Raw genomic sequence first — 24,061 nt, 5'->3', positions numbered from 1 at the left:
GGGCCGGCGGCGCCCCGCCGCCGGCACCGTCAGGGCCGCATCGCCAGCTCGGTGTCGGCGAGGGCGAGGCGGACCAGCTCGGTCATCGTCGCGCGGGCGGCGTCCGGGTCGCCCGCCACGATCGCGTCGTAGAGGGCACGGTGATCCGGCATCGGATCCCGGGGCAGGCCCTGGCGGCGGTGCTTGAAGATCGTCGTCCACGTGACCGCGGCGGCGATGGAGCTCGACAGGGCGATCAGCGCGCCGTTGCGGGCCGCTTCCAGGATCGTGTTGTGGAAGGCCTGGTCGGCGGCCCGCCCGGCCTCGGTGGCGAGGCCGTGGCGGCCCATCTCCTCCAGGGCGTGCCCCATCCGGGCGATGTCGAGGCCGGAGCGCCGCTCGGCCGCGAGCGCGGCCGCGGCCGGCTCGACGATCATCCGCAGCTCGAACAGGTCGCGGATGAAGGACTCGCTCGGCTCCGACTCGAAGGCCCAGGCGAGGATGTCGGGATCGAGCAGGTTCCAGCGGCTGCGCTGGCTGACGCGGGTGCCGGTGCGCGGGCGGCTCTCCACGAGCCCTTTCGCGCTCAGGATGCGGATCGCCTCGCGATAGGCGGTGCGCGAGACGTTCAATTTCTCAGAGAATTCGATCTCGCCGGGCAGCACGTCCCCGGGCGCGTAGCGGCCGCCGAGGATCGCCGCGCCCAGATCGCGGGCGACCGAGCCGTGGATGCGGCGCGACCCCGAGGCGAGGGGCAGCGTCACGTTCTCCGAGCTCCGCTCCTGCCTCACCGCATCCACCTCCGGTCCGGGCCACCGGGTCGGGGCAGGAACGGCGTGATCGTATCCTGAAGTTGTAGGAGCGCAAAGAGGAACGCCCGCCGCACCGAAGGCGCGGCCGCGCTTGCGGCCGGAGGCGAACTGCTCTAGCCCAATTGTATGAGTAATGAATCGACAGGATCCGTCACGGTCCGCGGCAGCGTCCGGGTCGGCGCGGGGGTCGCCCCCGCGATGGTGCAGGGCGGTCCGTTCCCGGCGACCTCGGGCGGCCGCGACGGCGCGGTCGGGCCGCTGGCGACCGAGCGGATGCCGCGCCCAGTCCTCCACCGGGACCTGGCGCGCCGGATCGACGGCGCTCGCGCCCCGCAACCCGGCCACTGACGGGCCGCCGCGCGACCCTCGACGGCCGCGCGTTCAGGACGCCCCGAAGCGGTCGTCCCCGGGAGGACACAGATGGGACGATCACTCCTACAATTTTGCGCCGCCGACGAGCAGCGCGGCGTCGCGCTGCTCGTCGGCGGCCGGGCGCGGCGGGTGCTCGGCGTCGACAGCGTGCTGGCCCTGGCGCGGAGGGCCCTCGCCGCGGGGGACGATCTGGCCGCGACGGCGGGGCGCGCGGGGTTCGGCGCGCCCGTCGATCTCGACGCGGTCCGGCTCCTGCCGCCCGTCGATCACGCCGATCCCGCGCACCTCCTGCTGAGCGGCACCGGCCTGACGCATCTCGGCTCCGCCGAGGGCCGCGACGCGATGCACCGCGCGGCCGCGACCGACCCGGCGCCAACCGATTCGATTCGCATGTTCCGGATGGGCGTCGAGGGCGGGAAGCCGGCGCCGGGCGAGACCGGCGCGCAGCCCGAGTGGTTCTACAAGGGCGACGGCTCCGGCCTCGTCGCCTGCGGCGAGCCGCTGATCTCGCCGGCCTTCGCCCGCGACGGCGGCGAGGAGCCGGAGATCGCCGGGATCTACCTGATCGACGCCGACGGAACGCCGGTGCGCCTCGGCTTCGCCCTGGCGAACGAGTTCTCCGACCACGTGACCGAGCGCGGCAACTACCTGTGGCTCGCCCATTCCAAGCTCCGCCCGGCCGCCCTCGGCCCGGAGCTGTGGCTCGGTGCCCTGCCGCCGGACGTGCGCGGCACGAGCCGCATCCTGCGCGACGGAGCCGTGCTCTGGGAGAAGCCGTTCCTGTCCGGGGAGGCCAACATGTCCCACAGCATCGCCAATCTGGAGCTGCACCACTTCAAGTACGCGCCGTTCCGGCGCCCCGGCGACGTGCACGTCCACTTCTTCGGGACCGCGACCCTGTCGTTCAGCGACGGCGTCGCAACCCGGCCGGGCGACGTGTTCGAGATCGCGGCGGCGCCGTTCACGCTGCCCCTGCGCAACCCGCTGGCGATCGCGCCGGCGGACGCGCCGTCCGTGCGGGTGCTCTGACATGGCGGCCCCGATCCGCATCGGCCTCGTGGGCGTCGGCAAGATCGCCCGCGACCAGCACCTGCCGGCCATCGCCGCCTCGCCGGACTACGCGCTCGTGGCGGTGGCGAGCCGGCACGGCGGCCTCGACGGGGTGCCGAGCTACGGCAGCCTGGAGGCGATGCTGGCGGCGCACGGCGACCTCGACGCCGTCGCCCTGTGCCAGCCGCCGCAGGCGCGGTGCGCGGCGGCCGTGGCGGCGATCGCGGCCGGACGCCACGTCTTCCTCGAGAAGCCCCCGGGCGCGACGCTGGCCGAGGTCGGGCTCCTTGTCGCGGCCGCGCGGGACCGGGGCGTGAGCCTGTTCGCGAGCTGGCACTCCCGCTACGCGCCGGGGGTGGAGCCCGCCCGCCGGTGGCTGTCGGGCCGCAGGATCCGGTCGGTGGCGATCGCCTGGCTGGAGGATGTCCAGCACTGGCACCCGGGCCAGGACTGGATCTGGGACGCGGGCGGGATGGGCGTGTTCGATCCGGGGATCAACGCCCTGTCGATCGCCACCCACATCCTGCCGCCGTTCTTCCTCACCGGCGCGACCCTGTCGGTCCCGGCGAACCGGCAGGCGCCGATCGCCGCCGACCTGCACTTCGCGGACGTCGCCGGCACCCCGATCCGCGCCCGGTTCGACTGGCGCCAGACCGGGCCGCAGACCTGGGACATCCGCGTCGAGACCGACGACGGCCCCCTGGTCCTGTCGCGGGGCGGGGCCGCCCTGTCGATCGCCGGCCGCGACCAGCCGCTCCCGCCCGAGGCGGAGTACCGCGGCCTCTACGACCGCTTCGCCGCCCTGGTCCGCTCCGGCACCAGCGACGTCGACCTGAATCCGCTGATCCACGCCGCCGACGCCTTCATGCGCGGCGAGCGCCGCACGGTGGAGGCCTTCACGGACTGACCGGGAGGCCCCCTGCGGGACACGAACGCGACAGAGCCAGGCAAGGCCGCGCGGTTAAGGGGGAGTCACACATGGGAAAGCATCGGGGAAAGCATTGGCGATGGGCCGCGCTGGCGTTCTGCGCCGCGTCGGTCACGGCGGGCGCGCGCCCGGCGGTCGCGCAGGTCGAGGCGACGGCCCCGGACGGGGGACCGTCCCTGGTCAATCCGGGACCGAAGGCGAGCCCGGCGCAGAAGGCCCGGTATCGGGCGAACCGCGCCCGGCGGCGGGTCATCCGGGAGGCGCGGAGCTTCTCGGGCGCCAGCAGCGCCGCCGCCAGCCTCGACGTGCAGGGCAGCAGCGCGACGCCGCCCAGCCTGCCGCCGGGCACCCTCGATCTCGGCAACGGGATCAGCATGGTCCTGAACTACACGGGCGAGTTCGCCGCCAACCCGTCCGGCGGCATCCGGCAGGGATCGGCCTATGCGGGCCAGATCGCGTTCGGCCTCGACGCCGATCTCGCCCGCCTCGCCGGCATCGACGGCGGCTCGGTCCACACCGTCGTCACCCAGCGCCACGGCCGGAGCCTGGCCCAGGATGACATCGGCTTCAACGGCAGCGTGCAGGAGATCTACGGCGGCGGCCAGACCGCCCATCTGACGCTGCTGTCCTACGAGCAGAAGCTGTTCGACAACCGGCTCGACATCGAGGTGGGCCGCCTGCTCGCCAACCCCAACTTCCTGGCTTCGCCGCTCTACTGCAACTTCCAGAACAACGCGACCTGCGGCGCGCCCAAGTCCATCTTCAAGCTGACGAACTTCACCTACTGGCCGATCGCCACCTGGGGCGGCCACGCCAAGGCCTGGGTCAACGACAAGGTGTTCCTGCACGCCGGCATCTACGAGGTGAACCCGCGCGACCAGCTGCCGACCCGGAACGGCATCGACTGGTCGACCAGCGGCGCCACCGGATTCCTGGTGCCGGTGGAGGTCGGCTACGCGACCAATTTCGGCAACGATCCGCTGCCGCGCAACTACAGCATCGGCGCCGTCTTCGACCGGTCGGACTACAAGGATCCCGTGCTCGACCAGCGGGGCGGGGCTCAGGTCTTCAGCGGTCTCGATCCGCTGACCCGGTTCGGGCGATCGGCGGTCTACGCCCGCTTCGACCAGATGGTCTAGCGGCCGGACCCGAGCGGCGTCCAGGGCCTGTCTGTGTTCGGCGTCGTGATCGGCGGCACCGGCGGCCGGCAGACCCAGGATTACTTCCTGGAGGGCGGCGCCGTGCTGACCGGCACCTTCCCGGGTCGGCCCTACGACACCCTCGGCCTCGTCTTCGCCATGGAGAAGCTCTCGCCGCTGGGCACGGCCAACATCCGGGCGGCGCGCGCGTCAGTGGGGCTCGGCACCCGGAACGTCGAGTCCATGCAGACCATCCTGGAGCTGAGCTACGGCATCCAGCTCACCCCGGCGGTGCGGCTGATGCCGAACCTGCAATACGTGATCGACCCGGACCAGACCCGCTTCCCGTTCCGCCCGAAGCCGATCCCGGATGCCTTCGTGATCGGTGCGAAACTGTCGGTGGACCTGTTCACCCTGGCCGGCCTGGCGAAGGGGCCGGGCAGCCAGTAACACGCCGACCACCCCGGCGTCCGCGCCCTGCGCGCGTCGCGTTCCCCGGGAACTGGGCGCCGGGGAGGGGCATCCTGCAACCGTGAGACGCGGGGCGCGACCGCCGGCGGCGTTTCGCGCCCCGCGCGCCATCGTGTACGAGACCGGGCTCCGCGTTCCGTCACGCGGTCGACGGGCCGCCCGCCCGCGGGACGACGGCAGGGACCTGGACATGGCAGTGACCGATCACGACGCGGCACCGGTCTCCACCGGGGTGACCGGCCTCGACCACATCCTGGCCGGCGGCTACGCGTCCCAGCGCTCGCACCTCATCGAGGGGCGGCCCGGATCCGGCAAGACGACGCTGGCGATGCAGTTCCTCCTCGACGGCGTACACCGGGGCGAGCGCTGCCTGTACATCACGCTCTCGGAGAGCCGGCGCGAGCTCCTGAACGTCGCGGAGCGCCACGGCTGGTCCCTCGACGGCATCGAGATTTGCGAGCTCGTCGCGCCGGAACTCAGCCTCGACCCCGGGCAGCAGCAGAGCCTCGTCCACTCGTCCGACCTCGAGCTCGGCGAGACCGTCCGGATGGCGATCGCCGAGATCGAGCGGCTCAAGCCGCAGCGCGTGGTGTTCGACAGCCTCTCGGAGATCCGGCTGCTCTCGCAGGGATCGCTGCGCTACCGCAGGCAGGTCCACGCCCTGCGCAGCTTCCTGCTCATCCAGAACACCACGGCGCTGCTCCTCGACGATCTCACCGCCGAGACGGACGACCTGAACCTGCACAGCCTCAGCCACGCCGTGATCCGGCTGGAGCAGCTCGCGCCCCTGTACGGCGGCGAGCGGCGGCGCCTGCGCGTGATCAAGATGCGCGGCACGCCGTTCCGGGGCGGTTTCCACGACTACGTGATCCGGCGCGGCGGGCTCACGGTGTTCCCGCGCCTCGTCGCGGCCGAGCATCTCGGCACCTTTCCCGACGACCGGTGCGGCACGGGCAGCCCCGAACTGGACCAGCTGCTCGGCGGCGGCCTCGACCGGGGCACCAGCACCATGCTGATCGGCCCGTCCGGCGTCGGCAAGTCCACGGTGGCGCTCACCTGCGTCACCGCGGCGATCGCCCGCGGCGAGCGGGCGCTGATCCTCAGCTTCGACGAGACCACCGGCGTCCTCAGTCGCCGGGCCCGCGGCCTCGCCATGCCGGTCGACGACGCGATCGCCGCCGGATCGCTCATCGTCGAGCAGATCGACCCGGCCGAGGTCTCGCCCGGCGAACTCGCCGACATCGTCCAGAACGCGGTCGAGCACCGGGGCGTGACGACGGTCGTGATCGACTCCCTGACCGGCTATCACAACGCCATGCCGGAGGAGAATTACCTGCTCCTGCAGATGCACGAGATGCTGACCTACCTGAACCAGCAGGGCGTGCTCTCGCTCCTCGTCCTGGCCCAGCACGGCATGATCGGGGCGATGGGCGCGACTGTCGACCTCACCTACCTCAGCGACACGATCCTGCTGTTCCGCACCTTCGAGGCCGACGGGCGGCTGCGGCGCGCGATCTCGGTCGTGAAGAAGCGGACCGGCAGCCACGAGGACACGATCCGCGAATTGCGGATCGACTCCGGCGGGATCCGCGTTGGCGAACCGCTCAGCGCGTTCCGAGGTATCATGACCGGCGTTCCGACATTCGAGGGTGAGCGGTCGTCGCTCCTGCCAACCCGCGCGGCTGATGACCGAGGCTGAACTGCCGGTTCTCATCTTCGCGCCGGGTGGCCGCGACGCCGCCGTCGCCGCGGCGATCCTCGGCGAGGCGCGGATCGCGGCACAGGTGTGCGCCAGCCTCGCGGACGTGGTCTCCCGGCTCGACGCGGCCGCCTGCGCGGTCCTCACCGAGGAGGCGCTGCTGTCCTCGAACCGCCAGGCCCTGGCGGACTGGATCGCCGCGCAGCCGCCCTGGTCCGATTTCCCGTTCATCCTCCTGCGGCTGCGGGGCGCCGAGCCCAACGCGCAGCTGACCGACATGCTCGGCAACGTCAGCGTGCTGGAACGCCCGTTCCACCCGGCGACGCTGGTCATGGCGGCCCGCTCGGCCCACCGCGCCAAGCGCCGGCAGCTCGAGGCGCGCGCCCATCTCGAGGAGCGCGAGCGCACGACCGAGCGGCAGGCGCTCCTGATCCGCGAGCTGCATCACCGGGTGAAGAACACGCTGGCCACCGTGCAGGCGCTGCTCGGGGCCTCGGCCCGGTCCGCGACCAGCGTCGACGCGTTCTACGCGTCGTTCTCGGCGCGGGTGATCTCGCTGGCCAAGACCCACAATCTCCTGACCGAGGATTACTGGCAGCAGGCGCCCCTGCGCGAGATGCTGATGAACGAGCTCGGGCCCTACAACGACGTCGAGGGCGCCCGCATCCAGCTGGACGGCCCCGCGATCGACCTGATGGGCGACCTCGCGGTCCCGACCGGCATGGCCATCCACGAGCTGACGACCAACGCGGCCAAGCACGGCGCCCTGTCGGTCCCGGAGGGCCGGATCGCGATCCGGTGGGATATCGAGCAGACGCCGGCCGCCCGCATGCTGCACCTCGACTGGACCGAGCGGGGTGGTCCGGCCACGGCGGTGCCGACGCGGAAGGGCTTCGGCTCGACGCTGCTGCAGCGTGTCCTGAAGGTCCAGTGCCAAGCGGACATCGCCTTCGATTTCCAGCCGGCCGGGCTGCACTTCACCATGCGGGCGCCGCTGCCCGAGACGCGCGTCGTCCCGGCGTACTGAGGCGGTCAGGGTTCCGGACCCGACGCCGCGCCTGTCGCGGGGCGTGCGCTTTCACACAGAAGCGTCTTGCGTTCTGCGGTCCTGATCGAACTTATCGCAGGTGCGAGATTTAGGATGTCGCAGCACAGCGATACGTCTTGCGATGAATAGATTTGCTCCTCTCGTGGCGGCCGCACTGGCCTGGGCCGTGTTCGGTACCTGGGCCGAAGCCCGTCGCTCGTCCTTGCAGAAGGACGTTCCGGCGCTCCGCCCAGGGATCGAGGCCGATCTGGCCGCGAGACACTGTCCGGCCGTCCGGATCGACACGGAGCGCTTCCGTCAGTTCTCGCGCGAGAACCATCTGAACCACGCGGACTTCTTCACGAAGAAGCGCTCGGTCGCCCTGCAGCACGACCTCGACGCGGAGCTGGCGCAGCTCCGGGAGCGTCCGGAAGAGGCCTGCGCGCAGATGTGGACCAAGTACGGCGACGACGGCACCGTGCAGCACCTCCTCGTCCGCAAGTAGGCACCGCCTGCCGATCCGGAGCCGCAGGGCGCGTCGTCGACGACGACGCTGGCGACCGCGAGGGTGTCAGCGCGGGCGGCGTTCCGGTCGCGTCGGCCTCCCCCGCCGCCCCGGATCCCGGGGCTGGCGATTCGGTTCCGAGTCCGCCCACGTATCGAGAACACGCTTCTCCCGCCGGGCGCGTTGAGAGAATAAAACCCCGTCTCTCGCGCCGATGAACCGCCGACACGCAAGATCTCGCGCCCATCCCGCGCGGCGGTCGAGATGAAAGCCCATATTGGACGCCCGATTTCGGGGAGAACGTTTTTCCTTCACCGGGCAATTGGGAACGCCGTTTCATTGACGGCGGAAGTCGCAGCCATCAATTCTAGCGGCCTGTTCGGATGTCCGGCCGCGCAACCTCCGTTCTTCGGGATCGGGGCGGTCCGTCATCCTGTCTCACCGCAAGGCATCCGGAATGACACGACCGAGACTCGTCGGGCTGAGCGCCAACGTGCAGCGGCCCTCGAAGACCCGCACGCTGGTGGATGCCGTGCTCCGCGAGGCCAGCGCCCAGGCTCCCCTCGACGCGGAGATCCTCGACTTCGTCGATGCCGGGACCGGCCTCGGCGCCGCCTGGACACGCGACCAGCTCGCGCCGGCCGCGCGCGGCGTGCTCGCGGCCATCGAGGAGGCGGACGGGCTGGTCGTCGGCTCGCCGGTCTACAAGGGCGCCTATACCGGCCTGTTCAAGCACCTGTTCGACCTGGTCGATCCGGGGGCGCTCGCCGGGAAGCCCGTGGCGATCGTGGCCACGGGCGGCGGCGCGCGCCACGCCCTCGTGGTCGAGCACGCGTTCCGGCCGCTCTTCGGCTTCTTCGGGGCGCTCCAGATCCCGACCGCGGTCTACGCCTCCGATCCCGATTTCAGCGACGGCGCGCTGACGGAGGCCGGGGTGCGCGCCCGCGCCCGCGAGGCCGGCGGGCAGCTCGCCGCGCTGCTCGTGCACCGGGCGGCCGCGGCGCCGCTCACCCTCGCCGCCGCCGAGTGAGCCGGCCGATGCTCGACCGTCGCGCCCTGCTGGCCGCCCTCGCGGCCCTGCCCCTCGCGCCGGCCCTCACCCCGGCGTTAGCCCCGGGCGCCCGGGCGGCCGAGCCCGGCGTGCTGCGGATCGGCTACCAGAAGAACGGCATCCTGGTCGTCGCCAAGCAGCAGAAGATCATCGAGAAGCGCCTGGAGCCCCTCGGATACGCGGTGCGCTGGGTCGAGTTCTCCTTCGGGCCGCCGCTGCTGGAGGCCCTGTCGCTGGACGGGATCGATCTCGGCCAGACCGGCGACGCCCCGCCGATCTTCGCGCAGGCCGCGCGCTCCAACCTCGTCTACGCGGCCGCCCAGGAGGCCGGCGGCTCCGGCGCCGGGATCCTGCTGCCGAAGGGCTCGGAGATCCGCAGCCTCGCCGAGCTCAAGGGCAAGCGCGTCGCCTTCGCCAAGGCGTCGAGCTCCCACAACCTGACCATCGCGGCGCTGGAGAAGGCCGGCCTGAGCTACGCCGACATCGAGCCGGTGACGCTGGCGCCCGCGGACGCCGCGGCCGCCTTCGCCCGGGGCAGCATCGACGCCTGGACGATCTGGGACCCGTACTTCGCCATCGCCGAGCAGGGGGAGGGCGTGCGCGTGCTGGTGCGCGCCACCGACGTCACCCCGCAGAACAACTTCTTCCTGGCGAGCCGGCCCTTCGCGGAGAGCCGGGCCCCGGTCCTCACCGCGGCGATCGACGCCCTGGGCGAGGTGGCGGCCTGGTGCACGCAGAATCGCGGCGCGGTGGCGGAACTCCTGTCGCAGGGCACCGGCGTGCCGCTGGCCGCGACGCGGCGGGCGGTGGACCGGACCGACTACGTGATCGGACCGATGACCGACCGCGTCGCCGCCGAGCAGCAGCGGGTCGCCGACCGCTTCCACGCCCTGAAGCTGATCCCGAAGCCGATCCGCATCGCCGACGCGGTCTGGACGCCCCCCGCCCGCAACGGCTGAGACGACCGCAGAGAGCCATGACCGACCGATCGCCCCGCGCGCTGTCCCTGTCATCCGCCGGCGCCCCCGCCCCGAACCGCCGCCTCCTCCTGTCCGCCGGCCTCGGCCTCGCGGCTGCCCCGCTGCTGCGGCCGGCCCGCGCGGCCGGCACCATCCGCATCGGCTACCAGAAATACGGGTCCCTCGTGCTGCTGAAGGCCCGCGGCACCCTGGAGAAGGCCCTCCAGCCCCTCGGCACCGCGGTGGCGTGGTCCGAGTTCCCGTCCGGGCCGCCGCTCCTGGAGGCGCTGAATGCCGGGGCGATCGATCTCGGCTCGGCCGGCGAGGCGCCGCCGATCTTCGCCCAAGCGGCGAGCCCGGAGCTGCGCTACGTGGCCGCCGAGCCGCCGGCGCCGCGGGGCGAGGCGATCCTCGTGCCCAAGGACAGCCCGATCCGCAGCGTCGCCGACCTGCGCGGCAAGACCGTCGCCCTCAACAAGGGATCGAACGTCCACTACCTGCTGGTGCGCGCCCTGGAGCAGGCGGGCGTCCCCTACGACGCGGTGACGCTCGCCTACCTCGCGCCGGCCGACGCCAACGCCGCGTTCGTGCGCGGCTCCGTCGATGCCTGGGTGATCTGGGACCCGTTCCAGGCCGCCGCCGAGCGCGCCACGGGCGCCCGGGTCCTGGTCGACGGGCGCGGGGTCGACGGGCACGCGCTCGCCCCCAACCGCCAGTTCTACCTGTCCCGGCGCGGCTTCACCGACACCAGCCCCGCGATCGTCTCGGCCGTGCTGCAGGCGATCGGGGAGATCGACGCCTGGGCGGAGGGCCATGCCGACGCCGTGGCGGCGGAACTGGCGCCCTCGGTGGGCATCCCCGCGCCGGTTCTCGCCGTGGCGCTCGGCCGCCTGTCCTACGGCGTCGCGCCCCTCGACGCAGCCGCGATCGCCGACCAGCAGAGGGTCGCCGACAGCTTCCACCGTCTCGGGCTCCTGCCGAAGCCCGTCCGGGTCGCCGACGCGGTCTGGACGCCCCCCCGGCCCGCGGACGCCCTCAAGTCCGAGAAGCGGACGGAGAACCGCTGATGCGCCCCTCGAAGCTCGTTCGCCTGCGCGACTCCGCGGTGCCCTGGCTGCTGCCGGCCGCCATCCTGCTGGGCTGGCAGGCCGCGGTCTCGGCCGGCCTCGTCTCCAACCGCTTCATGCCGGCGCCCCTCGACGTGGTCCGGGCCGGCTGGGAGGCCGGGCGGACCGGGGAGCTCTGGACCAATCTCGGCGTCAGCACCCTGCGGGCGCTGGCGGGCTTCGTGATCGGCGGCGGCATCGGCTTCGGGCTCGGCCTCGCCAACGGCCTGTCGCGCCTGTCGGAGCGGCTCACCGACACCTCGGTGCAGATGGTGCGCAACGTGCCCCACCTGTCGCTGATCCCGCTGGTGATCCTGTGGTTCGGCATCGGCGAGGAGGCCAAGCTGTTCCTCGTGGCGCTCGGCGTGTTCTTCCCGATCTACGCCAACACCCTGCACGGCATCCGCTCGGTGGATCCGGGCCTCGTGGAGATGGGCCGGGTCTACGGCATGTCCCGCACCGAGCTGTTCACCCGCGTGGTGCTGCCCGGCGCCCTGCCGTCGATCTTCGTGGGCCTGCGCTACGCGCTAGGCATCATGTGGCTGACGCTGATCGTCGCCGAGACGATCTCGGCCTCGTCGGGGCTCGGCTACATGGCCATGCAGGCCCGGGAGTTCATGCTGGTCGACGTCGTCGTGCTGGCGATCCTGATCTACGCCGCCCTCGGCAAGTTCGCCGACGCCCTGACCCGCCAGCTCGAGCGCGCCTGCCTCGCCTGGAACCCCGCCTACAGGAGCGCCTGATGCTGCTCGACGCCGTCCGCCGCGAGGCGCTTCCCGACCCGGGCACGGATCCGCGCCCGGCGCCCGGCGCCGCCCCGGGGCACAGGCAAGCGGATCTGCCCGCGGAGCCGCCCGCGGATCTGCCCCCGTCACCGCCGGCCCGCGGGATCGCCGTCACCGTCCGCGACCTGGACAAGAGCTTCGACGGCACCGCCGTCATCGAGGGCCTGAACCTGTTCCTGCCGGCCGGCGGGTTCACCGCGGTGGTCGGCCGCTCCGGCTGCGGCAAGAGCACCCTGCTGCGCCTCATCCTCGGGCTCGACACGCCCACGGGCGGGCGGATCGACCTGGAGGGGCCGGAGCGCTCCCCGCGCCGGTCCGAGCCGCCGAAGCGGATCATGTTCCAGGAGCCGCGGCTGCTGCCCTGGGCGCGGGTCGTCGACAACGTCGCGGTCGGCCTGTCGGGGCACGGCTCCCGGGCCGAGCGCCGGGAGCGGGCGCTCGCGGCGCTCGCCGAGGTCGGCCTCGCCGACAAGGCCGGGCAGTGGCCCGCCACCCTGTCGGGCGGCCAGCGCCAGCGCGTGGCCCTGGCCCGGGCGCTGGTGAGCCGGCCGGGCCTGCTCGCCCTCGACGAGCCGCTGGGCGCCCTCGACGCCCTGACCCGGATCGGCATGCAGGACCTGATCGAGCGGATCTGGCGGGCGCAGGGGTTCACCGCTCTCCTCGTCACGCACGACGTCGCCGAGGCCGTGGCGCTGGCCGACCGCATCCTCGTGGTCGAGGCCGGCCGGATCGCCCTCGACCTGCGGGTCGACGTGCCGCGGCCGCGCCGGCGCGGGGATCCGGACCTCGCCCGCCTCGAGGGCCGCATCCTCGATCACCTGCTCGGATCGCAGCCGACCGCCTGAACGCGGGCCGCCGTTTCCCGGAAGCGGCGGCCCGCCCTAGCTCTCGACGATCACCGGATCCGCGCAGTCGGGTCCGGCTTTTCCGCATCCGGCCACCGGGCCGCACAGGAGATTCCGATGACAGCAGCCAATGACGGACGCGCCGACGTCCTCTGGTTCCTGCCGACCCACGGCGACGGCCGCTATCTCGGCGCGCGGGAGGGGGCCCGGGACGTCTCGCTCAGCTATCTCCGGCAGATCGCGCAGGGGGCGGACGAGCTCGGCTATTACGGCGTGCTGCTGCCCACCGGACGCTCCTGCGAGGATTCCTGGATCGTCGCCTCGGCGCTGGCGCCGCTGACCAAGCAGCTGCGCTTCCTCGTGGCGGTGCGGCCGGGCCTGATGGAGCCCTCCGCGGCGGCCCGCATGACCGCGACCCTCGACCGGATCTCGGACGGGCGCCTCCTGATCAACGTCGTCACCGGCGGCGACCCGGTGGAACTCGCCGGCGACGGCGTGTTCCTGTCCCACGACGAACGCTACGCCGTCACCGACGAGTTCCTGACGATCTGGCGCGGCCTGCTCGCGGGCGAGACCGTGACCTTCCGGGGCGATCACCTGCGCACCGAGAACGGCCGGCTGATCTTCCCGCCGGTGCAGAAGCCCTATCCGCCGCTCTATTTCGGCGGCTCGTCGGCGGCCGGCATGGCGGTCGCGGCCGAGCATTGCGACGTCTACCTGACCTGGGGCGAACCCCCGGCCCAGGTCGCCGAGAAGATCGCCGCCGCCCGGGAGGCCGCCGAGGCGAAGGGCAAGACCTTCTCGTACGGCATCCGCCTGCACGTCATCGCCCGCGAGACCGAGGCCGCGGCCTGGGAGGCCGCCGAGCAGCTGATCTCGAAGCTCGACGACGCCACCATCGCCAAGGCGCAGGAGACCCTGAAGCGGCAGGATTCCGTCGGCCAGAGCCGCATGATGGCGCTCCACGGCGGCAGCCGCGACAAGCTCGTGGTGGCGCCGAACCTCTGGGCCGGCGTCGGCCTCGTCCGCGGCGGCGCCGGGACGGCGCTGGTCGGCTCGGCCGACCAGGTCGCCGACCGGATGAAGGAGTACATCGATCTCGGGATCGACCGCTTCATCCTCTCGGGCTACCCGCACCTGGAGGAGGCCTACCGGTTCGCCGAGCTGGTCTTCCCGAAGCTGCCGCTGCGCGCCACGACCGGGCGGCCGGCCGGCAATGCCCGCAACGACGGCCCGTTCGGCGAGATCATCGCCAACGACCTCGTGCCGACCCGCCGCGTCAGCGCGCACTGACCGGCGGCCCCGCCGGCACGGGGCATGGCTGATCTGCGTTCGGGCGGCCCGGACGTCATGGTCATGCCATCCTTGGCGCCCATCCGCACCGCCCATCGCCGCGCGACCCGCTCGCGCGGCCTGGACGAGCGTAGGATTTCGATGACTTCGACCAAGACGGCCCTCCTGGCCATCGGTCTGTGCCTCGGCCCCGCCGCGGCCTTCGCGGAGCAATCCCCGGCCCGGGAAGCCCTCAAGCAGTACTGCACCGGCGACTACATGGATTTCTGCAGCGCCTACGCACCGGGTGGCCCGGAGGTCGAGGCCTGCTTCAAGGCCAACCTCAAGAAGCTCTCCCCGAACTGCTCGGCGGCGATCACCGCCTACAAGAAGGAGCAGCGGGCGACCAAGCGCGTCAGCGAGGCGCGCTGAGGGCCGAACGACCGTCGCGGCGGCCGCGACCCGGGAGCCCCCGACGGCGCGGCGGATCGGCTGATCCGCCGCGCGATCCACCGCGGCGATCCCACAATGCTGCCGCGCGGAAGCGGCCTGCACGATAATTTAAGCCGGCGCCTGCCATCGGTTGAGAACTGGCGTGGCCAAGGTCAGGTCCTGCGATTCGGCGACGATCCGTGCACGTGATCGCACGGGATCTGCCCCGGGATCTGCGATCTCCGCGCCCATCGGGATTTCGAGACGCGGGTACCGTGCCGATGACGACAACCGACCTGACGTCCGCCGGGACCGCATCCCCGGCCGGCGGCCGCGCGGCGATCCTGCGCGGGGCCCGCATCGGAGCGGCGGCGGCCGTCACCGTGATGGTGCTGCTCCTCGACCTCATCAGCTACTCCCAGCTCATCTTCTCGGGGCCGCTGGTGGAGAGCCGCGCGGCCGGCCTGTCGGCGCTGCTCGCGGCCTACGTGCTGGGCAGCCTCGTCTTCATCGCGCTGCGCCGCACCGCGCGGATCTCGCTGTCCTTCATCGGCGCGGCCGCGATCGTGCAGGCGGCGATCGCCTCGGCGGTCGCCGGGCAGCTCGAGGCCGCGGGCGTCACCGATCCGGAGACGGTCGGCCAGCTCGTGCTCGTCGCCTGCGGCGTCTCGACCTTCGCCACCGGCGTGATCTTCGCGTTGCTCGGCACCCTGCGGGCCTCCCTGCTGGTGCAGCTCCTGCCCTACCCGGTGCTCGCCGGCTTCCTCGGCGGCGTCGGCCTGCTGTTCCTGCGCAGCGGCGTGCAGATCGGCGGCCATGTCGACGACCCGCTCGCGGCCCTGCTCCACGCCGTCGATCCGGCGAACCTCGATCCGGGCCGGATCGATGCCGGGGCGCTCGCGCGCATCGCCCTGACCCTCGTGATCGGGTTCTGCGCCTTCTACCTCCCCCGGATCGTTCGGCACTGGGGGACCTACCCGACGGTGATCCTGTCGAGCCTCGCGGTGGTCCATCTCGGGCTGGCCTGGACGGGCACCAGCGTCGCCGCCGGGCAGGCATCGGGATGGCTGATCGAGCCGCTGCCGACGGGCACGCTGCTGCGGCCGCCCGCCATCGGCAGCCTGACGGCCTTCGATCCGCACCTGCTCCTGCCGATCTGGCCCAAGATCGCCACCCTGGTCGTCGTGGCGGTGATCATCCAGATCCTCTACGTGGTGAGCGTCGAGCTGGAGATCCGGCGCGACCTCGACATCGACCGGATGTTCGTCGCCTCGGGCGCCACCAACTTGGTCGGCAGCGTGTTCGGCAGCTCCGCGATGGGCTTCGGCCGGACCTCGACGCTGCTGCTGCACAACATCGGCGGCGGCCACTGGCTCGGCTGGTGGCTGACCCTCGCGGTCATGGCGGCGCTCCTCATCGTCGGCGCGAGCCCCCTGGCGCTGCTGCCCCGCCCGCTGGCCGGCGGCGCCCTGATCGCCATCGGCATCGGGCTCCTGTTCAACCTCGGCGTCGCCAGCCGGACCCTGCCGGGCTGGGAGATCGCCATCGCGCTGGTCGTGTGCACCGCCACCGCGTATTTCGGGGCCACCACGGGCTTCCTCGTCGGCGTCCTGCTGGCGATCCTGATCTTCGGGGTCCAGTACGGGCAGATCGGCGCGATCCGCCGGTCGCTCTCCGGGGCGGACCGGCGCAGCAGCGTGATCCGCGGCCCCGACGCCGCCGCGCGGCTCGAGGCGGCCGGCGGCCGGACCCGGATCTACACCCTGCAGGGCTACCTGTTCTTCCTCAACGCGCAGGCGATCTTCCGCCGGGCCGCCGCGGAGGCCGGGGATCTGCGCGTGCTGATCCTGGATTTCCGCGAGACCGTGGGACTCGACAGCTCGGCGCTGATCGCGTTCCGCAAGGTTGGCCAGCTCGCCGAGCAGCGGCGCTTCGAGGTGCTGCTGGTCCACGTGGATCCGGTCGCGCGCCTGCTGATCACCCGCAACGGCCTCACCGCCGACCCGCGTGTCCGGATCCTTGACACGCTGGACGAGGCCCTGCGCGCCGCCGAGGCGACGCTCCTGGCGGAGGCCGGCGGCGCCGGCCCGGGGGAAGTCGCCGTCTTCGCCCGGCACATGGCCGACCGGCTCGGCAGCACGTTCGGCCCGGACGACTTCGCGCCCTACCTGACGGTCCGCGAGCTCGCGGCGGGCGCGGCGCTGATGCGCCAGGGGGAGGCGGCCGATGCCCTCTACTTCCTGGAGCAGGGCCTCGTCTCCATCGAGATGGAGGTCCCCGGCCGCGGCAACCTGCGCCTGCGCACCACCACGGCCGGCACGGTGATCGGCGAGATCGCGCTGGTCCAGGGCGGGCGGCGCACCGCCACCGCCGTCGCCGAGAGCCCCTGCCGGGTGGTCGTCATCGACCGTGCCGCCCTCGCGCGGATGGAGCGGGAGCGCCCGGACCTCGCGCTCGCCTTCCAGCGCTTCCTGATCCTGGAACTGGCCGGCAAGGTCTCCGACACGAACCGGCTGCTCGAGGCCGAGATGCAGTGAGGCGCCCGGCGGCGCCCGCTCTCCCGGTCAGGGGTCAGGCCGCCGCCAGCACCACGGCGAGCCCGAGATGGGTGACTTGGTGCAGGAACTGGTCGATGCCGATCAGCCACCAGAACCGGGCGTCCGTGGCCGGCAGGCGGGTCCGCTGGCCGACCAGCACCTTGCCGCGATCGATCCCCGTGTGGATCGCGAAATCAACGAGCGCCAGCCACCACAGGGCCGGCTTCACCGCCAGCGCGATCGCCAGCGTGCCGAGGCCGTGCAGGCCGGTATGGGCGCAGAGGGGCGCGAGCCAGGCGGACGACCGCTGCTTGCCCTGCGCCATCCAGTTGGTCTGAAGGAAGAAGTCCGCCGCGAGGTGCTTCACGGCGAACGCCAGGACCAGCAGCGCGAAGGCACCCACCGGGACGAGCGTATCGACGGACGGCATCGCGGCCCTGGCTCTCCTGCCGCGATCCTGCGGGGACGGGTTCGGCGGCGCGCACCGCGCGCCGAATCGAGGAAGCGCCAGCATACACGCGCCGACGGACCCTGGCGCGACCGGAAATCCGGCGCGGCCGCCGGCCCGATCTCGGGCGCGGCACCGTGGAATGCAGAGTCCGGAACGATTTCCCGCCCCGCGCCGGGGCGAACGTCCAGATCTTTCATCTATTCCCTCGAACGGATGTCGATATTTCGAGTTTTAATAATTCCAATCCACGAAGATAGACGTTGTTACACAGAAGAGCCGCGTGTTACGCGTCCCACCCGCACGCGCCGTGCCGATGGGACATTGTGAGCGGGACAGTGGCGACCTGGAACTGCGACGCCGGTCCCTCCGGCCACGGGATCGCCGCGGTCCCGCCGGGCCGGCCCGGCCGCCCTCCGCCCGGCGGATCATGGAACCTCGCGGCGTTCGAGCGCCATCGCGCGGCCTATCTGGCGCGGGCGCGCCGCATCCTGGGCTGCCCGGCCCAGGCGGAGGACGTCGTCCAGGACGTGCTGCTCCGGCTGATCGCCGATCCGCCCCCGGCCGAGACCGCGATCCAGGCCGCCTATGTCGGGCGGATGGTGCGCAACCTCGCCCTAGACCGGGCGCGGCGGCAGGGCCTCGAGCGGCGCCTGTTCACCGGCCTCGACGCCGCGCCGGACCCGGCCGATCCCGGCACCGGCACTCCCGAGGCGGCCGCGGCGTCGCGGGAATCCCTACGGCAGGTGGAGGCCGCGGTGGCCGAGCTGCCGGAGCCGGTGCGCACGGCCTTCCAGCTCCACCGGGTCGAGGGCGTGCCGCAGATCGAGATCGCGGCCCGGCTCGGGGTCTCGCGCGCCCTGGTGTGCGGCCTCGTGCGCCGCGGCCACCTGCACTGCCTCGCGGCCCTCGACCGGCGCTGCGCCGCCTGCCCGGCGCGCGCCGAGGCCCCAGGCCGGCAGCGGCGCCGGACCGCGCCCGTCGGCCAGGACCTCGGCCGCGGCCCAGCGCAGGCGATCATCAGCCCGCCGGCGACGGGCCCGTAGGCGGGGGCGGGGGCGTCACCGGACGCTCATCCCTGTTCGCGGAGGGCGGTCTAGGCGGGCACCGCGGGAGGCCGCGGCACGGCGTCGGCAGCGGCCGCCCCCGGCACCCAGAGCCGGTCGCGCACGAAGTGCTCGCGCGACAGCGCGACCAGGGCCGCGCGCTTGTGGGGGAAGTCGATGGTCGCGATCGTCGCGAAGCCGGAGCCGTGGAGGTTCCGGATCTGCTGGGCGTGATCGGCCCGCGGCTCGCCGACGACGCGCTGCGTGCGCGGCTCGTCGAGGAACAGGTAGTGCATCAGCGACGGCAGCCAGGCCGAGAGCGCGGGCCGCCCGCGTACGGACGCGTCGCCGATCGCGACGTGCCAGCCGCGGTCGTAGGGGCCGGCCTCGTAGAGCGGCCCGAGGCGGCTCTCCCGCGCCCAGTACAGCTCGAAATAGCCGAACGGCCTGCCGTCGAGGCAGCCGAACAGCGGCAGGGTCGCGGGGTCGGCCTGGAGCCCGGCGATGTAGGCGGCGTGCGCCTCCAGGGTACCGGTCTCCTGCCAGATCGCGGCGATGCGGGGGTCGTTCATCCAGGTAGAGAACAGGGCGACGTCGCCGGGCTCCGTCATCGTGCGGAAGCTCAGACGCCGATCGAGCCACGGGATCGCCCGCGCGTAGACCGTGCCGGCGGGCGTCCGGGGCCGCAGCGGGTGGCGGCGGCCGGCCGTGGCGGTGAACAGCTCGGGGAAGGGCGGCCGGGCCCGCGGGAGCCAGCGGGCGGCGCATTGCCAGAGGAGCCCCGGCAGGATCTCGACCCCGTCGCCGTCACCGAGGGCCCGGGCCGCGCCGAGGTCGAGCAGCCGTCCGGACGTCGCCGGATCGGCCGCGACGACGATGCGCAGGACCTGCATGTCCTGGGCGGTCAGCGCCTCGGCGCGCGCCAGGATCGCCTCCGCGGCCGCCGCCGGCGCGACCGGCTCGGCGAGGCGGATCACCGGCACTTCGCGGGTCCCCTCCAGGGTGAGGGACACCGGCGCGGCGTCCCGCGCGGTTTCCAGCCCCCCGTCATCGCGCGGCTTCGGGGGATGCGCCCCCGCGTCGCGCATCCGCTGGCTCGAAGCGTCCGTCATCCGTCCTCCGCGCGTCGCCGGCACCTCCGCGTCGCCGGCACCTCCCTGACGGATGGGCCCGTCCGGCGTTCAGAGGTTTCGTGCGGGCGCCGTCCGCCGGCACCGGGTGCGACAGCATGAACGGCGCCCCGCCTCAACCGTCACTCCGTCGAAGCCCGAGCGGCGCAGGAGCGAGCGGATGGACAGGCACGGCCAGGAGGCGGGCGCGGACACGGCTGCGGAGGCAAGTCCGGGCACGGCCGGGGACACGGCCGGGGACGCAGCCAGGGACACCGCCGAGGCCCGGGCGCCGTCCCCCGCGCGAGCCTCCGCTCGGACGGCCGCCTGACATGCAGGCGCCCGAACCGACCTTCGAGACCCTGCGCGACGCCCATGTGGCGGCGCTCACCGGCTCCCTGATCGACGGCGTCGAGCACGGCCCCGGGGGCGCCGGCTACGTCTGGTCGCGCAGCATCCCGGACCCGACCGTGAACTTCGCCTTCGGCGTGCACCGTCCCGACCAGTTCGCCTGGGCGGGCGCGGCCGCCCTCGGGCGCGCGCGGGCGCCGGCCTTCCTGGCCCGGGACGACGGCGAGATCGCGCTTCTGCGCGCCCTGTTCGAGCCCGCGATCCTCTACCCGGCGCGCTGGATGGTGGCGCGGGAGCTTCCGGCGCCGGCCCCGGCCGGCAGCGCCGTCACCGTGCAGGCGACGCCCGCGCCGGGGCCGGATTTCGAGAGGGTCTTCGCCCACCTGTCCGACGCGCCGGGCGTGCGGACGCATCTGCGCCGCTACTACATCCCGGCGCTGCGCGCGGCTCGGGGCCGGCACGGCCTCGTGACCCTGCACCTCGTCCTGCGCGACGCCGCCGGCCCGGCGGCCTGCGCCAGCCTCTACCTGCGCGGCGAGACGGCGGGTCTGTACAATGTCAGCACGCGGGCCGACCGGCAGCGCCGCGGCCTCGGCACCGCCGTGACGGTCGCTGCCCTGCGCGAGGCGCGGGCGCGGGGGGCCGCCCAGGTCTTCCTGCAATGCCCCGCCGACGGCAGGACCGAGGCCCTCTACGCGCGGGCAGGCTTCCGGACGGCCTGCGCGCCGACCCTGCTGTGCACGACCCCGCCCTGATCCGGACCCGCTCAGAACAGCTCCGCGCCGTACCCGTCGGGCGTGAGGCCGAGGACGAACCCGATCTCCGCCTCCGCGTCGCGCAGGACGAGCGCACTGGCCGGACCGGTCACGACCTTGCCCCGTCCCTCGATCCGGGCGCCGTAGCGACCGCGGGGTTCGAGGGCGGCCAGCGCCGCGAGGGCACGGCGCACCGCTCGCGGGTGGCGGACGCCGTTCTCGTCGCGCCAAGCCGCCTCCTCGCCGGGCCAGACCCGCCGGGGGAGGTGCTGCACGCCGGCGCGCGCGGGCGGCCGCAGGGCCGCGGCGAGGCGCGCGCGGAGCCTCACGGCCGGCCGATCCAGGCGGCGCGCAGGATCCGCAGGGGCGCGGCCGGCACGGGCCTCCGGACGGGCGCGAGCGGGAGCGCATCAAGCACCACCGCGCTGGCGAGCGCCGCGGCCAGGGGCGCGTAGTCGGCCAGATGCACGCCGTCCCGGTGGAGGCCCGGACCGGCGAGGCCGCCGGTGCCGAATCGCCACGGCGCGAACGGGTCGAAGAAGGTGCGGCCCCCCGCGGCGCAGAGTGCCGCGAGGCGATCCGAGAAGACCGCGACGGCGGCGGGATCGCGCCCGGTCGCCCCGGCACCGATCGGCGGGATCGCCGCGACGAAGACCTGCGCGGCCCAGGCCTCCAGGCGGCGCAGGATATCCCGGACATCGGCCTCGAACCGGTCGACCACCCGGGCCCGCTCGGGATGGCGCCAGCGCTGGATGTCGTTGGTGCCGATGATCAGCACCGCGGCCGCGCAGCGGACCGGGACGCACAGCGCCGCGAGCTGGCGGCCGCAATCGGCCGCGGTGCTGCCGCCGACCGCGACGTTGATGCAGGGCCGGCCGCCGAGATCCGGCGCGCCGACGAGCTCCGCGTGGGAATTGCCGGCGAGCAGCACGCTGCCGGGCGCGGCCGCCCGGAGGGCCGCGCGGATGCCGGGACGCCGCTCGGCGAAGCGGTGCCCGACGATCCGCCCGTGCCGCCAGTGCCGGGCCGCATTCTCGATCCAGTGGGCGCCCATGGCTGTCCTGATCAGGCGTGAGGGAGCGGCCGCTCCCGGACGGCCGGGACCGGAGGATGACGGGCGCGGGCCGGTCCGCAGCCCGGATACAGGGGACGACAGGTCACGTGCGGCCGAACGACTTGCCGCCGCGAGACGAATCACCGGATAAACTTCTCAGAAACACGCGTTAATATGATCCAGTACACTAGATCACCTTCACCACGTATATGTGGGAAAAATTCACACGTCAATCGCGGCGCGGGCGCGATCGGGCGCATGTGCCGGGCCGGACACCTTCCGGCGGCCGCGGCGCCGCGCTACCTCGGGACTCGCGGGGCGCCGTCGGCCGCCCGGGAGCGGCGGGGAGCCAGGATGGCGAGCGCGATGATCAGGGACCGGGTCTTCATCGTCACGGGCGCGGGCTCGGGCCTCGGGGAGGCGACGGCGCGGGGCCTCGCGGCGGCGGGGGCGCGGGTGGTCGTGGCCGACATCGCCCGGGAGGCCGGCGCCCGTGTGGCGGCGGACCTCGGGGCGCAGGCCCGTTTCGCTGAGACGGACGTCACCCGCGAGACGGACGGCGCGGCGGCGGTCCGGACGGCGCTCGACGCGTTCGGGCACCTCCACGGGCTGGTGAACTGCGCCGGCATCGCGCCGGGGGAGAAGGTGGTCGGCCGCGACGGGCCGCACCGGCTCGAGACCTTCGCGCGGGCGGTCTCGGTCAACCTCGTCGGCACGTTCAACATGATCCGGCTGGCCGCCGACGCCATCGCCCGCGAGGCGCCGGACGCGGCCGGCGCCCGGGGCGTGATCGTGAACACCGCCTCGATCGCGGCCTTCGACGGCCAGATCGGGCAGGCCGCCTACGCGGCCTCGAAGGGGGGGGTGGTGTCGATGACCCTGCCGATCGCCCGGGAGCTCGCCCGGCACGGCATCCGGGTGGTCACCATCGCGCCGGGCATCTTCGAGACGCCGATGATGGCGGGTCTGCCCCAGGACGTGCAGGACACGCTCGGCCAGAGCGTGCCGTTCCCAGCCCGCCTCGGCCGCCCGTCGGAATACGCCGACCTCGTCCGGCACATCTGCGAGAACCCGATGCTGAACGGCGAGACCATCCGGCTCGACGGGGCGCTGCGGATGCCGCCGCGCTGACGGCTCAGCCGATCGACACGCTGGTCAGCACCTCGGCGGCGCGGCGGACCTCGGCGGCGATCATCTCCTCGCTCGGGCCGTCGATCGGCAGGTCCGACAGGATCGCCGCCACGTCGCGCTTCACGTCCTCGCGGATCTCCGGGTTCTCCTCGGAGAGGCGCCCGATCAGGACGCCGAGCACGATCTCCAGGGCGGACAGCTTGGCGTGCAGGCGGGTGAACTCGTCCAGCGGCTCGGGCTCGTGCGCGGTCATGGCCTGCTCCATCGGGGGGACGTCCGCCGTCCCCGAGGGGCGCGCCGGATCGTCCGCGTGTCATACAGGGGCGCCGGCCGTCCGTCTCGCCGGGCCGTCGACCCCGCGCGGCCCCAGGCGCCGACCCGGCCCCGCCCGGGGACGGGACCCGAATTTTTTCCCGATCGCGGGCAACCGGATTTCCGGACCCGACGTTTCACGCATCCGTGAACGAACCCGCGAAGGGACACACCGCCATGATCACCCGTCTCACCGCCGCAGCCGGCCTCCTCGCCCTCTCCACCGGCCTCGCCCTGGCCCAGACGCCCACCGCGACGCCCGCCGAGCCGGCCACGAAGGCCGACAGCAACATGAAGGAGTGGCAGGTCGCCAAGGTCGCCAAGGTCGGCCTCGCCCAGGCGCTGGCCACCGCCGAGTCGCAGGGCGACGAGAAGGGCGGCCGCGCCATCGACGCCGACTTCGAGAAGGCCGGCAGCAAGGATCCGGCCCACTACGCGATCAAGGTCGTCTACCCGAGCGGCAAGCTCGTCGAGTACGGCATCAACGCCGATACCGGCGCCCTCTACAAGACCGAGAACCAGCCGTTCGAGCGCTACTTCACCCGGCTGAAGGCCTCCGACTTCCAGAACGCCAAGACCTCGCTGAAGGACGCGCTGGCCATCGCCGAGCAGAAGGCCGGCGGCGGCAAGGCCTACGAGGCCGAGGTCGAGAAGGACGGCTCCGCGGTGCAGTACGAGATCAAGGTCGCGGGCGCCGACAAGGAGCAGGAGGTCAAGGTCGGACCGGACGGCAAGGTCCTGAACTGAGGCCCTGAACAGAGGTCCCGGGCTGCGGCAGTGAAGGCTGCCGCAGCCCGCACCGACCTCGCGAGCGCAGCCAAGCGATCCAGGCGGCGCCGCGCTGATCCAGGGCACGCTGGCCCTGGGTCGCGTCGCCGCGCTCGCG

The 24,061-nt window shown here is 73.2% G+C and carries 24 protein-coding genes and 1 pseudogene; 19 read left to right on the top strand and 6 right to left on the bottom strand.

What is annotated here, in order from left to right; translation table 11 throughout:
• Nucleotides 1–29 precede the first annotated feature (29 nt).
• Complete coding sequence (locus BM314_RS23805; protein ID WP_244491948.1) at nucleotides 30–743, bottom strand: FadR/GntR family transcriptional regulator; 714 nt, start codon at nucleotides 741–743, stop codon at nucleotides 30–32.
• A 174-nt stretch (nucleotides 744–917) separates the two neighbouring features.
• Here BM314_RS23805 and BM314_RS23800 point away from each other — a divergent pair, with 174 nt between their 5' ends.
• From BM314_RS23800 to BM314_RS23730, 15 genes and pseudogenes are all read left to right on the top strand, one after another.
• The gene (locus BM314_RS23800; protein ID WP_091980652.1) at nucleotides 918–1,139 is read left to right on the top strand and encodes a hypothetical protein; all 222 of its coding nucleotides are present in this window, start codon (nucleotides 918–920) and stop codon (nucleotides 1,137–1,139) included.
• A gap of 72 nt (nucleotides 1,140–1,211) precedes the next feature.
• Entirely contained in the window at nucleotides 1,212–2,192 is a 981-nt protein-coding gene (gene araD1, locus BM314_RS23795) for an AraD1 family protein (RefSeq protein WP_091980650.1), read from the top strand.
• A 1-nt stretch (nucleotide 2,193) separates the two neighbouring features.
• Nucleotides 2,194–3,120, top strand: coding sequence for a Gfo/Idh/MocA family protein (locus BM314_RS23790; protein ID WP_091980648.1), 927 nt, complete (start codon nucleotides 2,194–2,196; stop codon nucleotides 3,118–3,120).
• Between the two features lie 71 nt (nucleotides 3,121–3,191).
• Nucleotides 3,192–4,730, top strand: a pseudogene (locus BM314_RS23785) (carbohydrate porin).
• A gap of 211 nt (nucleotides 4,731–4,941) precedes the next feature.
• Entirely contained in the window at nucleotides 4,942–6,450 is a 1,509-nt protein-coding gene (locus BM314_RS23780) for an ATPase domain-containing protein (protein ID WP_091928614.1), read from the top strand.
• Entirely contained in the window at nucleotides 6,437–7,477 is a 1,041-nt protein-coding gene (locus BM314_RS23775; RefSeq protein ID WP_020094777.1) for a sensor histidine kinase, read from the top strand. Before BM314_RS23780 ends, BM314_RS23775 begins: the two co-directional genes overlap by 14 nt.
• A gap of 142 nt (nucleotides 7,478–7,619) precedes the next feature.
• Nucleotides 7,620–7,982 (top strand): hypothetical protein, encoded by a 363-nt coding sequence (locus BM314_RS23770; RefSeq protein WP_091980646.1) that lies wholly within the window; start codon nucleotides 7,620–7,622, stop codon nucleotides 7,980–7,982.
• Between the two features lie 457 nt (nucleotides 7,983–8,439).
• Nucleotides 8,440–9,012 (top strand): FMN reductase, encoded by a 573-nt coding sequence (gene msuE / locus BM314_RS23765; RefSeq protein WP_091682601.1) that lies wholly within the window; start codon nucleotides 8,440–8,442, stop codon nucleotides 9,010–9,012.
• An 8-nt stretch (nucleotides 9,013–9,020) separates the two neighbouring features.
• Nucleotides 9,021–9,992 carry an aliphatic sulfonate ABC transporter substrate-binding protein gene (locus tag BM314_RS23760; protein WP_091980643.1) on the top strand — a complete coding sequence of 324 codons (972 nt, stop codon included), beginning with the start codon at nucleotides 9,021–9,023 and terminating at the stop codon, nucleotides 9,990–9,992.
• Nucleotides 9,993–10,009: 17 nt separating this feature from the next.
• Entirely contained in the window at nucleotides 10,010–11,059 is a 1,050-nt protein-coding gene (locus tag BM314_RS23755) for a sulfonate ABC transporter substrate-binding protein (RefSeq protein ID WP_091980642.1), read from the top strand.
• On the top strand, nucleotides 11,059–11,841 hold the full coding sequence (gene ssuC / locus BM314_RS23750) for an aliphatic sulfonate ABC transporter permease SsuC (RefSeq protein ID WP_056527222.1): 783 nt from the start codon (nucleotides 11,059–11,061) through the stop codon (nucleotides 11,839–11,841). Before BM314_RS23755 ends, ssuC begins: the two co-directional genes overlap by 1 nt.
• Nucleotides 11,841–12,728, top strand: coding sequence for an ABC transporter ATP-binding protein (locus tag BM314_RS23745; protein ID WP_170868163.1), 888 nt, complete (start codon nucleotides 11,841–11,843; stop codon nucleotides 12,726–12,728). The genes ssuC and BM314_RS23745 overlap by 1 nt, the downstream gene beginning before the upstream one ends.
• A gap of 117 nt (nucleotides 12,729–12,845) precedes the next feature.
• Nucleotides 12,846–14,021, top strand: a complete 1,176-nt coding sequence (ssuD, locus tag BM314_RS23740) for an FMNH2-dependent alkanesulfonate monooxygenase (protein WP_020094784.1) — start codon at nucleotides 12,846–12,848, stop codon at nucleotides 14,019–14,021.
• Nucleotides 14,022–14,162: 141 nt separating this feature from the next.
• Nucleotides 14,163–14,432 (top strand): hypothetical protein, encoded by a 270-nt coding sequence (locus BM314_RS23735; RefSeq protein ID WP_012318328.1) that lies wholly within the window; start codon nucleotides 14,163–14,165, stop codon nucleotides 14,430–14,432.
• 281 nt (nucleotides 14,433–14,713) lie between these two features.
• Nucleotides 14,714–16,969 (top strand): cyclic nucleotide-binding domain-containing protein, encoded by a 2,256-nt coding sequence (locus BM314_RS23730; protein WP_091980640.1) that lies wholly within the window; start codon nucleotides 14,714–14,716, stop codon nucleotides 16,967–16,969.
• 34 nt (nucleotides 16,970–17,003) lie between these two features.
• On the opposite strand, the gene BM314_RS23725 is transcribed toward BM314_RS23730, so the two are convergent.
• Nucleotides 17,004–17,399, bottom strand: a complete 396-nt coding sequence (locus BM314_RS23725) for a DUF3307 domain-containing protein (protein WP_091682595.1) — start codon at nucleotides 17,397–17,399, stop codon at nucleotides 17,004–17,006.
• 344 nt (nucleotides 17,400–17,743) lie between these two features.
• Here BM314_RS23725 and BM314_RS23720 point away from each other — a divergent pair, with 344 nt between their 5' ends.
• On the top strand, nucleotides 17,744–18,463 hold the full coding sequence (locus BM314_RS23720; RefSeq protein WP_244540019.1) for a sigma-70 family RNA polymerase sigma factor: 720 nt from the start codon (nucleotides 17,744–17,746) through the stop codon (nucleotides 18,461–18,463).
• Between the two features lie 50 nt (nucleotides 18,464–18,513).
• Here the strand turns inward: BM314_RS23720 and BM314_RS23715 are convergent, their stop codons facing one another.
• Nucleotides 18,514–19,575 (bottom strand): GNAT family N-acetyltransferase, encoded by a 1,062-nt coding sequence (locus BM314_RS23715; RefSeq protein ID WP_244540018.1) that lies wholly within the window; start codon nucleotides 19,573–19,575, stop codon nucleotides 18,514–18,516.
• Between the two features lie 329 nt (nucleotides 19,576–19,904).
• Between BM314_RS23715 and BM314_RS23710 the strand changes: the two genes are divergently transcribed.
• Nucleotides 19,905–20,678, top strand: coding sequence for a GNAT family N-acetyltransferase (locus BM314_RS23710; protein ID WP_091682592.1), 774 nt, complete (start codon nucleotides 19,905–19,907; stop codon nucleotides 20,676–20,678).
• A gap of 11 nt (nucleotides 20,679–20,689) precedes the next feature.
• Here the strand turns inward: BM314_RS23710 and BM314_RS23705 are convergent, their stop codons facing one another.
• Complete coding sequence (locus BM314_RS23705) at nucleotides 20,690–21,007, bottom strand: hypothetical protein (protein ID WP_091980634.1); 318 nt, start codon at nucleotides 21,005–21,007, stop codon at nucleotides 20,690–20,692.
• On the bottom strand, nucleotides 21,004–21,732 hold the full coding sequence (locus tag BM314_RS23700) for an SGNH/GDSL hydrolase family protein (RefSeq protein ID WP_091980632.1): 729 nt from the start codon (nucleotides 21,730–21,732) through the stop codon (nucleotides 21,004–21,006). The genes BM314_RS23705 and BM314_RS23700 overlap by 4 nt, the downstream gene beginning before the upstream one ends.
• 354 nt (nucleotides 21,733–22,086) lie before the next feature.
• Between BM314_RS23700 and BM314_RS23695 the strand changes: the two genes are divergently transcribed.
• Nucleotides 22,087–22,863: a 3-hydroxyacyl-CoA dehydrogenase gene (locus tag BM314_RS23695; protein ID WP_091980630.1), complete on the top strand. Its 777-nt coding sequence runs from the start codon at nucleotides 22,087–22,089 to the stop codon at nucleotides 22,861–22,863.
• Between the two features lie 4 nt (nucleotides 22,864–22,867).
• Here BM314_RS23695 and BM314_RS23690 read toward each other — a convergent pair whose 3' ends face one another.
• Nucleotides 22,868–23,116 (bottom strand): hypothetical protein, encoded by a 249-nt coding sequence (locus BM314_RS23690; protein WP_026605197.1) that lies wholly within the window; start codon nucleotides 23,114–23,116, stop codon nucleotides 22,868–22,870.
• 236 nt (nucleotides 23,117–23,352) lie between these two features.
• Between BM314_RS23690 and BM314_RS23685 the strand changes: the two genes are divergently transcribed.
• Nucleotides 23,353–23,922 carry a PepSY domain-containing protein gene (locus tag BM314_RS23685; protein ID WP_091980628.1) on the top strand — a complete coding sequence of 190 codons (570 nt, stop codon included), beginning with the start codon at nucleotides 23,353–23,355 and terminating at the stop codon, nucleotides 23,920–23,922.
• The last annotated feature ends 139 nt before the right edge of the window (nucleotides 23,923–24,061 follow it).

Origin of the sequence: Methylobacterium sp. 13MFTsu3.1M2, from assembly GCF_900112625.1 — a bacterium.
Taxonomy (GTDB): Bacteria; Pseudomonadota; Alphaproteobacteria; order Rhizobiales; family Beijerinckiaceae; genus Methylobacterium.
The sequence above is the reverse complement of the archived record's forward strand: the minus strand, read 5'-3'. Positions and strand labels throughout refer to the sequence as shown.

What these genes read in the sequence shown, in the direction of transcription:
- BM314_RS23800 (WP_091980652.1), top strand. Translation starts at nt 918, where the DNA reads ATGAGTAATGAATCGACAGGATCCGTCACGGTCCGCGGCAGCGTCCGG.
- araD1 (WP_091980650.1), top strand. Translation starts at nt 1,212, where the DNA reads ATGGGACGATCACTCCTACAATTTTGCGCCGCCGACGAGCAGCGCGGC.
- BM314_RS23790 (WP_091980648.1), top strand. Translation starts at nt 2,194, where the DNA reads ATGGCGGCCCCGATCCGCATCGGCCTCGTGGGCGTCGGCAAGATCGCC.
- BM314_RS23780 (WP_091928614.1), top strand. Translation starts at nt 4,942, where the DNA reads ATGGCAGTGACCGATCACGACGCGGCACCGGTCTCCACCGGGGTGACC.
- BM314_RS23775 (WP_020094777.1), top strand. Translation starts at nt 6,437, where the DNA reads ATGACCGAGGCTGAACTGCCGGTTCTCATCTTCGCGCCGGGTGGCCGC.
- BM314_RS23770 (WP_091980646.1), top strand. Translation starts at nt 7,620, where the DNA reads ATGAATAGATTTGCTCCTCTCGTGGCGGCCGCACTGGCCTGGGCCGTG.
- msuE (WP_091682601.1), top strand. Translation starts at nt 8,440, where the DNA reads ATGACACGACCGAGACTCGTCGGGCTGAGCGCCAACGTGCAGCGGCCC.
- BM314_RS23760 (WP_091980643.1), top strand. Translation starts at nt 9,021, where the DNA reads ATGCTCGACCGTCGCGCCCTGCTGGCCGCCCTCGCGGCCCTGCCCCTC.
- BM314_RS23755 (WP_091980642.1), top strand. Translation starts at nt 10,010, where the DNA reads ATGACCGACCGATCGCCCCGCGCGCTGTCCCTGTCATCCGCCGGCGCC.
- ssuC (WP_056527222.1), top strand. Translation starts at nt 11,059, where the DNA reads ATGCGCCCCTCGAAGCTCGTTCGCCTGCGCGACTCCGCGGTGCCCTGG.
- BM314_RS23745 (WP_170868163.1), top strand. Translation starts at nt 11,841, where the DNA reads ATGCTGCTCGACGCCGTCCGCCGCGAGGCGCTTCCCGACCCGGGCACG.
- ssuD (WP_020094784.1), top strand. Translation starts at nt 12,846, where the DNA reads ATGACAGCAGCCAATGACGGACGCGCCGACGTCCTCTGGTTCCTGCCG.
- BM314_RS23735 (WP_012318328.1), top strand. Translation starts at nt 14,163, where the DNA reads ATGACTTCGACCAAGACGGCCCTCCTGGCCATCGGTCTGTGCCTCGGC.
- BM314_RS23730 (WP_091980640.1), top strand. Translation starts at nt 14,714, where the DNA reads ATGACGACAACCGACCTGACGTCCGCCGGGACCGCATCCCCGGCCGGC.
- BM314_RS23725 (WP_091682595.1), bottom strand. Translation starts at nt 17,399, where the DNA reads ATGCCGTCCGTCGATACGCTCGTCCCGGTGGGTGCCTTCGCGCTGCTG.
- BM314_RS23715 (WP_244540018.1), bottom strand. Translation starts at nt 19,575, where the DNA reads ATGACGGACGCTTCGAGCCAGCGGATGCGCGACGCGGGGGCGCATCCC.
- BM314_RS23710 (WP_091682592.1), top strand. Translation starts at nt 19,905, where the DNA reads ATGCAGGCGCCCGAACCGACCTTCGAGACCCTGCGCGACGCCCATGTG.
- BM314_RS23700 (WP_091980632.1), bottom strand. Translation starts at nt 21,732, where the DNA reads ATGGGCGCCCACTGGATCGAGAATGCGGCCCGGCACTGGCGGCACGGG.
- BM314_RS23695 (WP_091980630.1), top strand. Translation starts at nt 22,087, where the DNA reads ATGGCGAGCGCGATGATCAGGGACCGGGTCTTCATCGTCACGGGCGCG.
- BM314_RS23690 (WP_026605197.1), bottom strand. Translation starts at nt 23,116, where the DNA reads ATGACCGCGCACGAGCCCGAGCCGCTGGACGAGTTCACCCGCCTGCAC.
- BM314_RS23685 (WP_091980628.1), top strand. Translation starts at nt 23,353, where the DNA reads ATGATCACCCGTCTCACCGCCGCAGCCGGCCTCCTCGCCCTCTCCACC.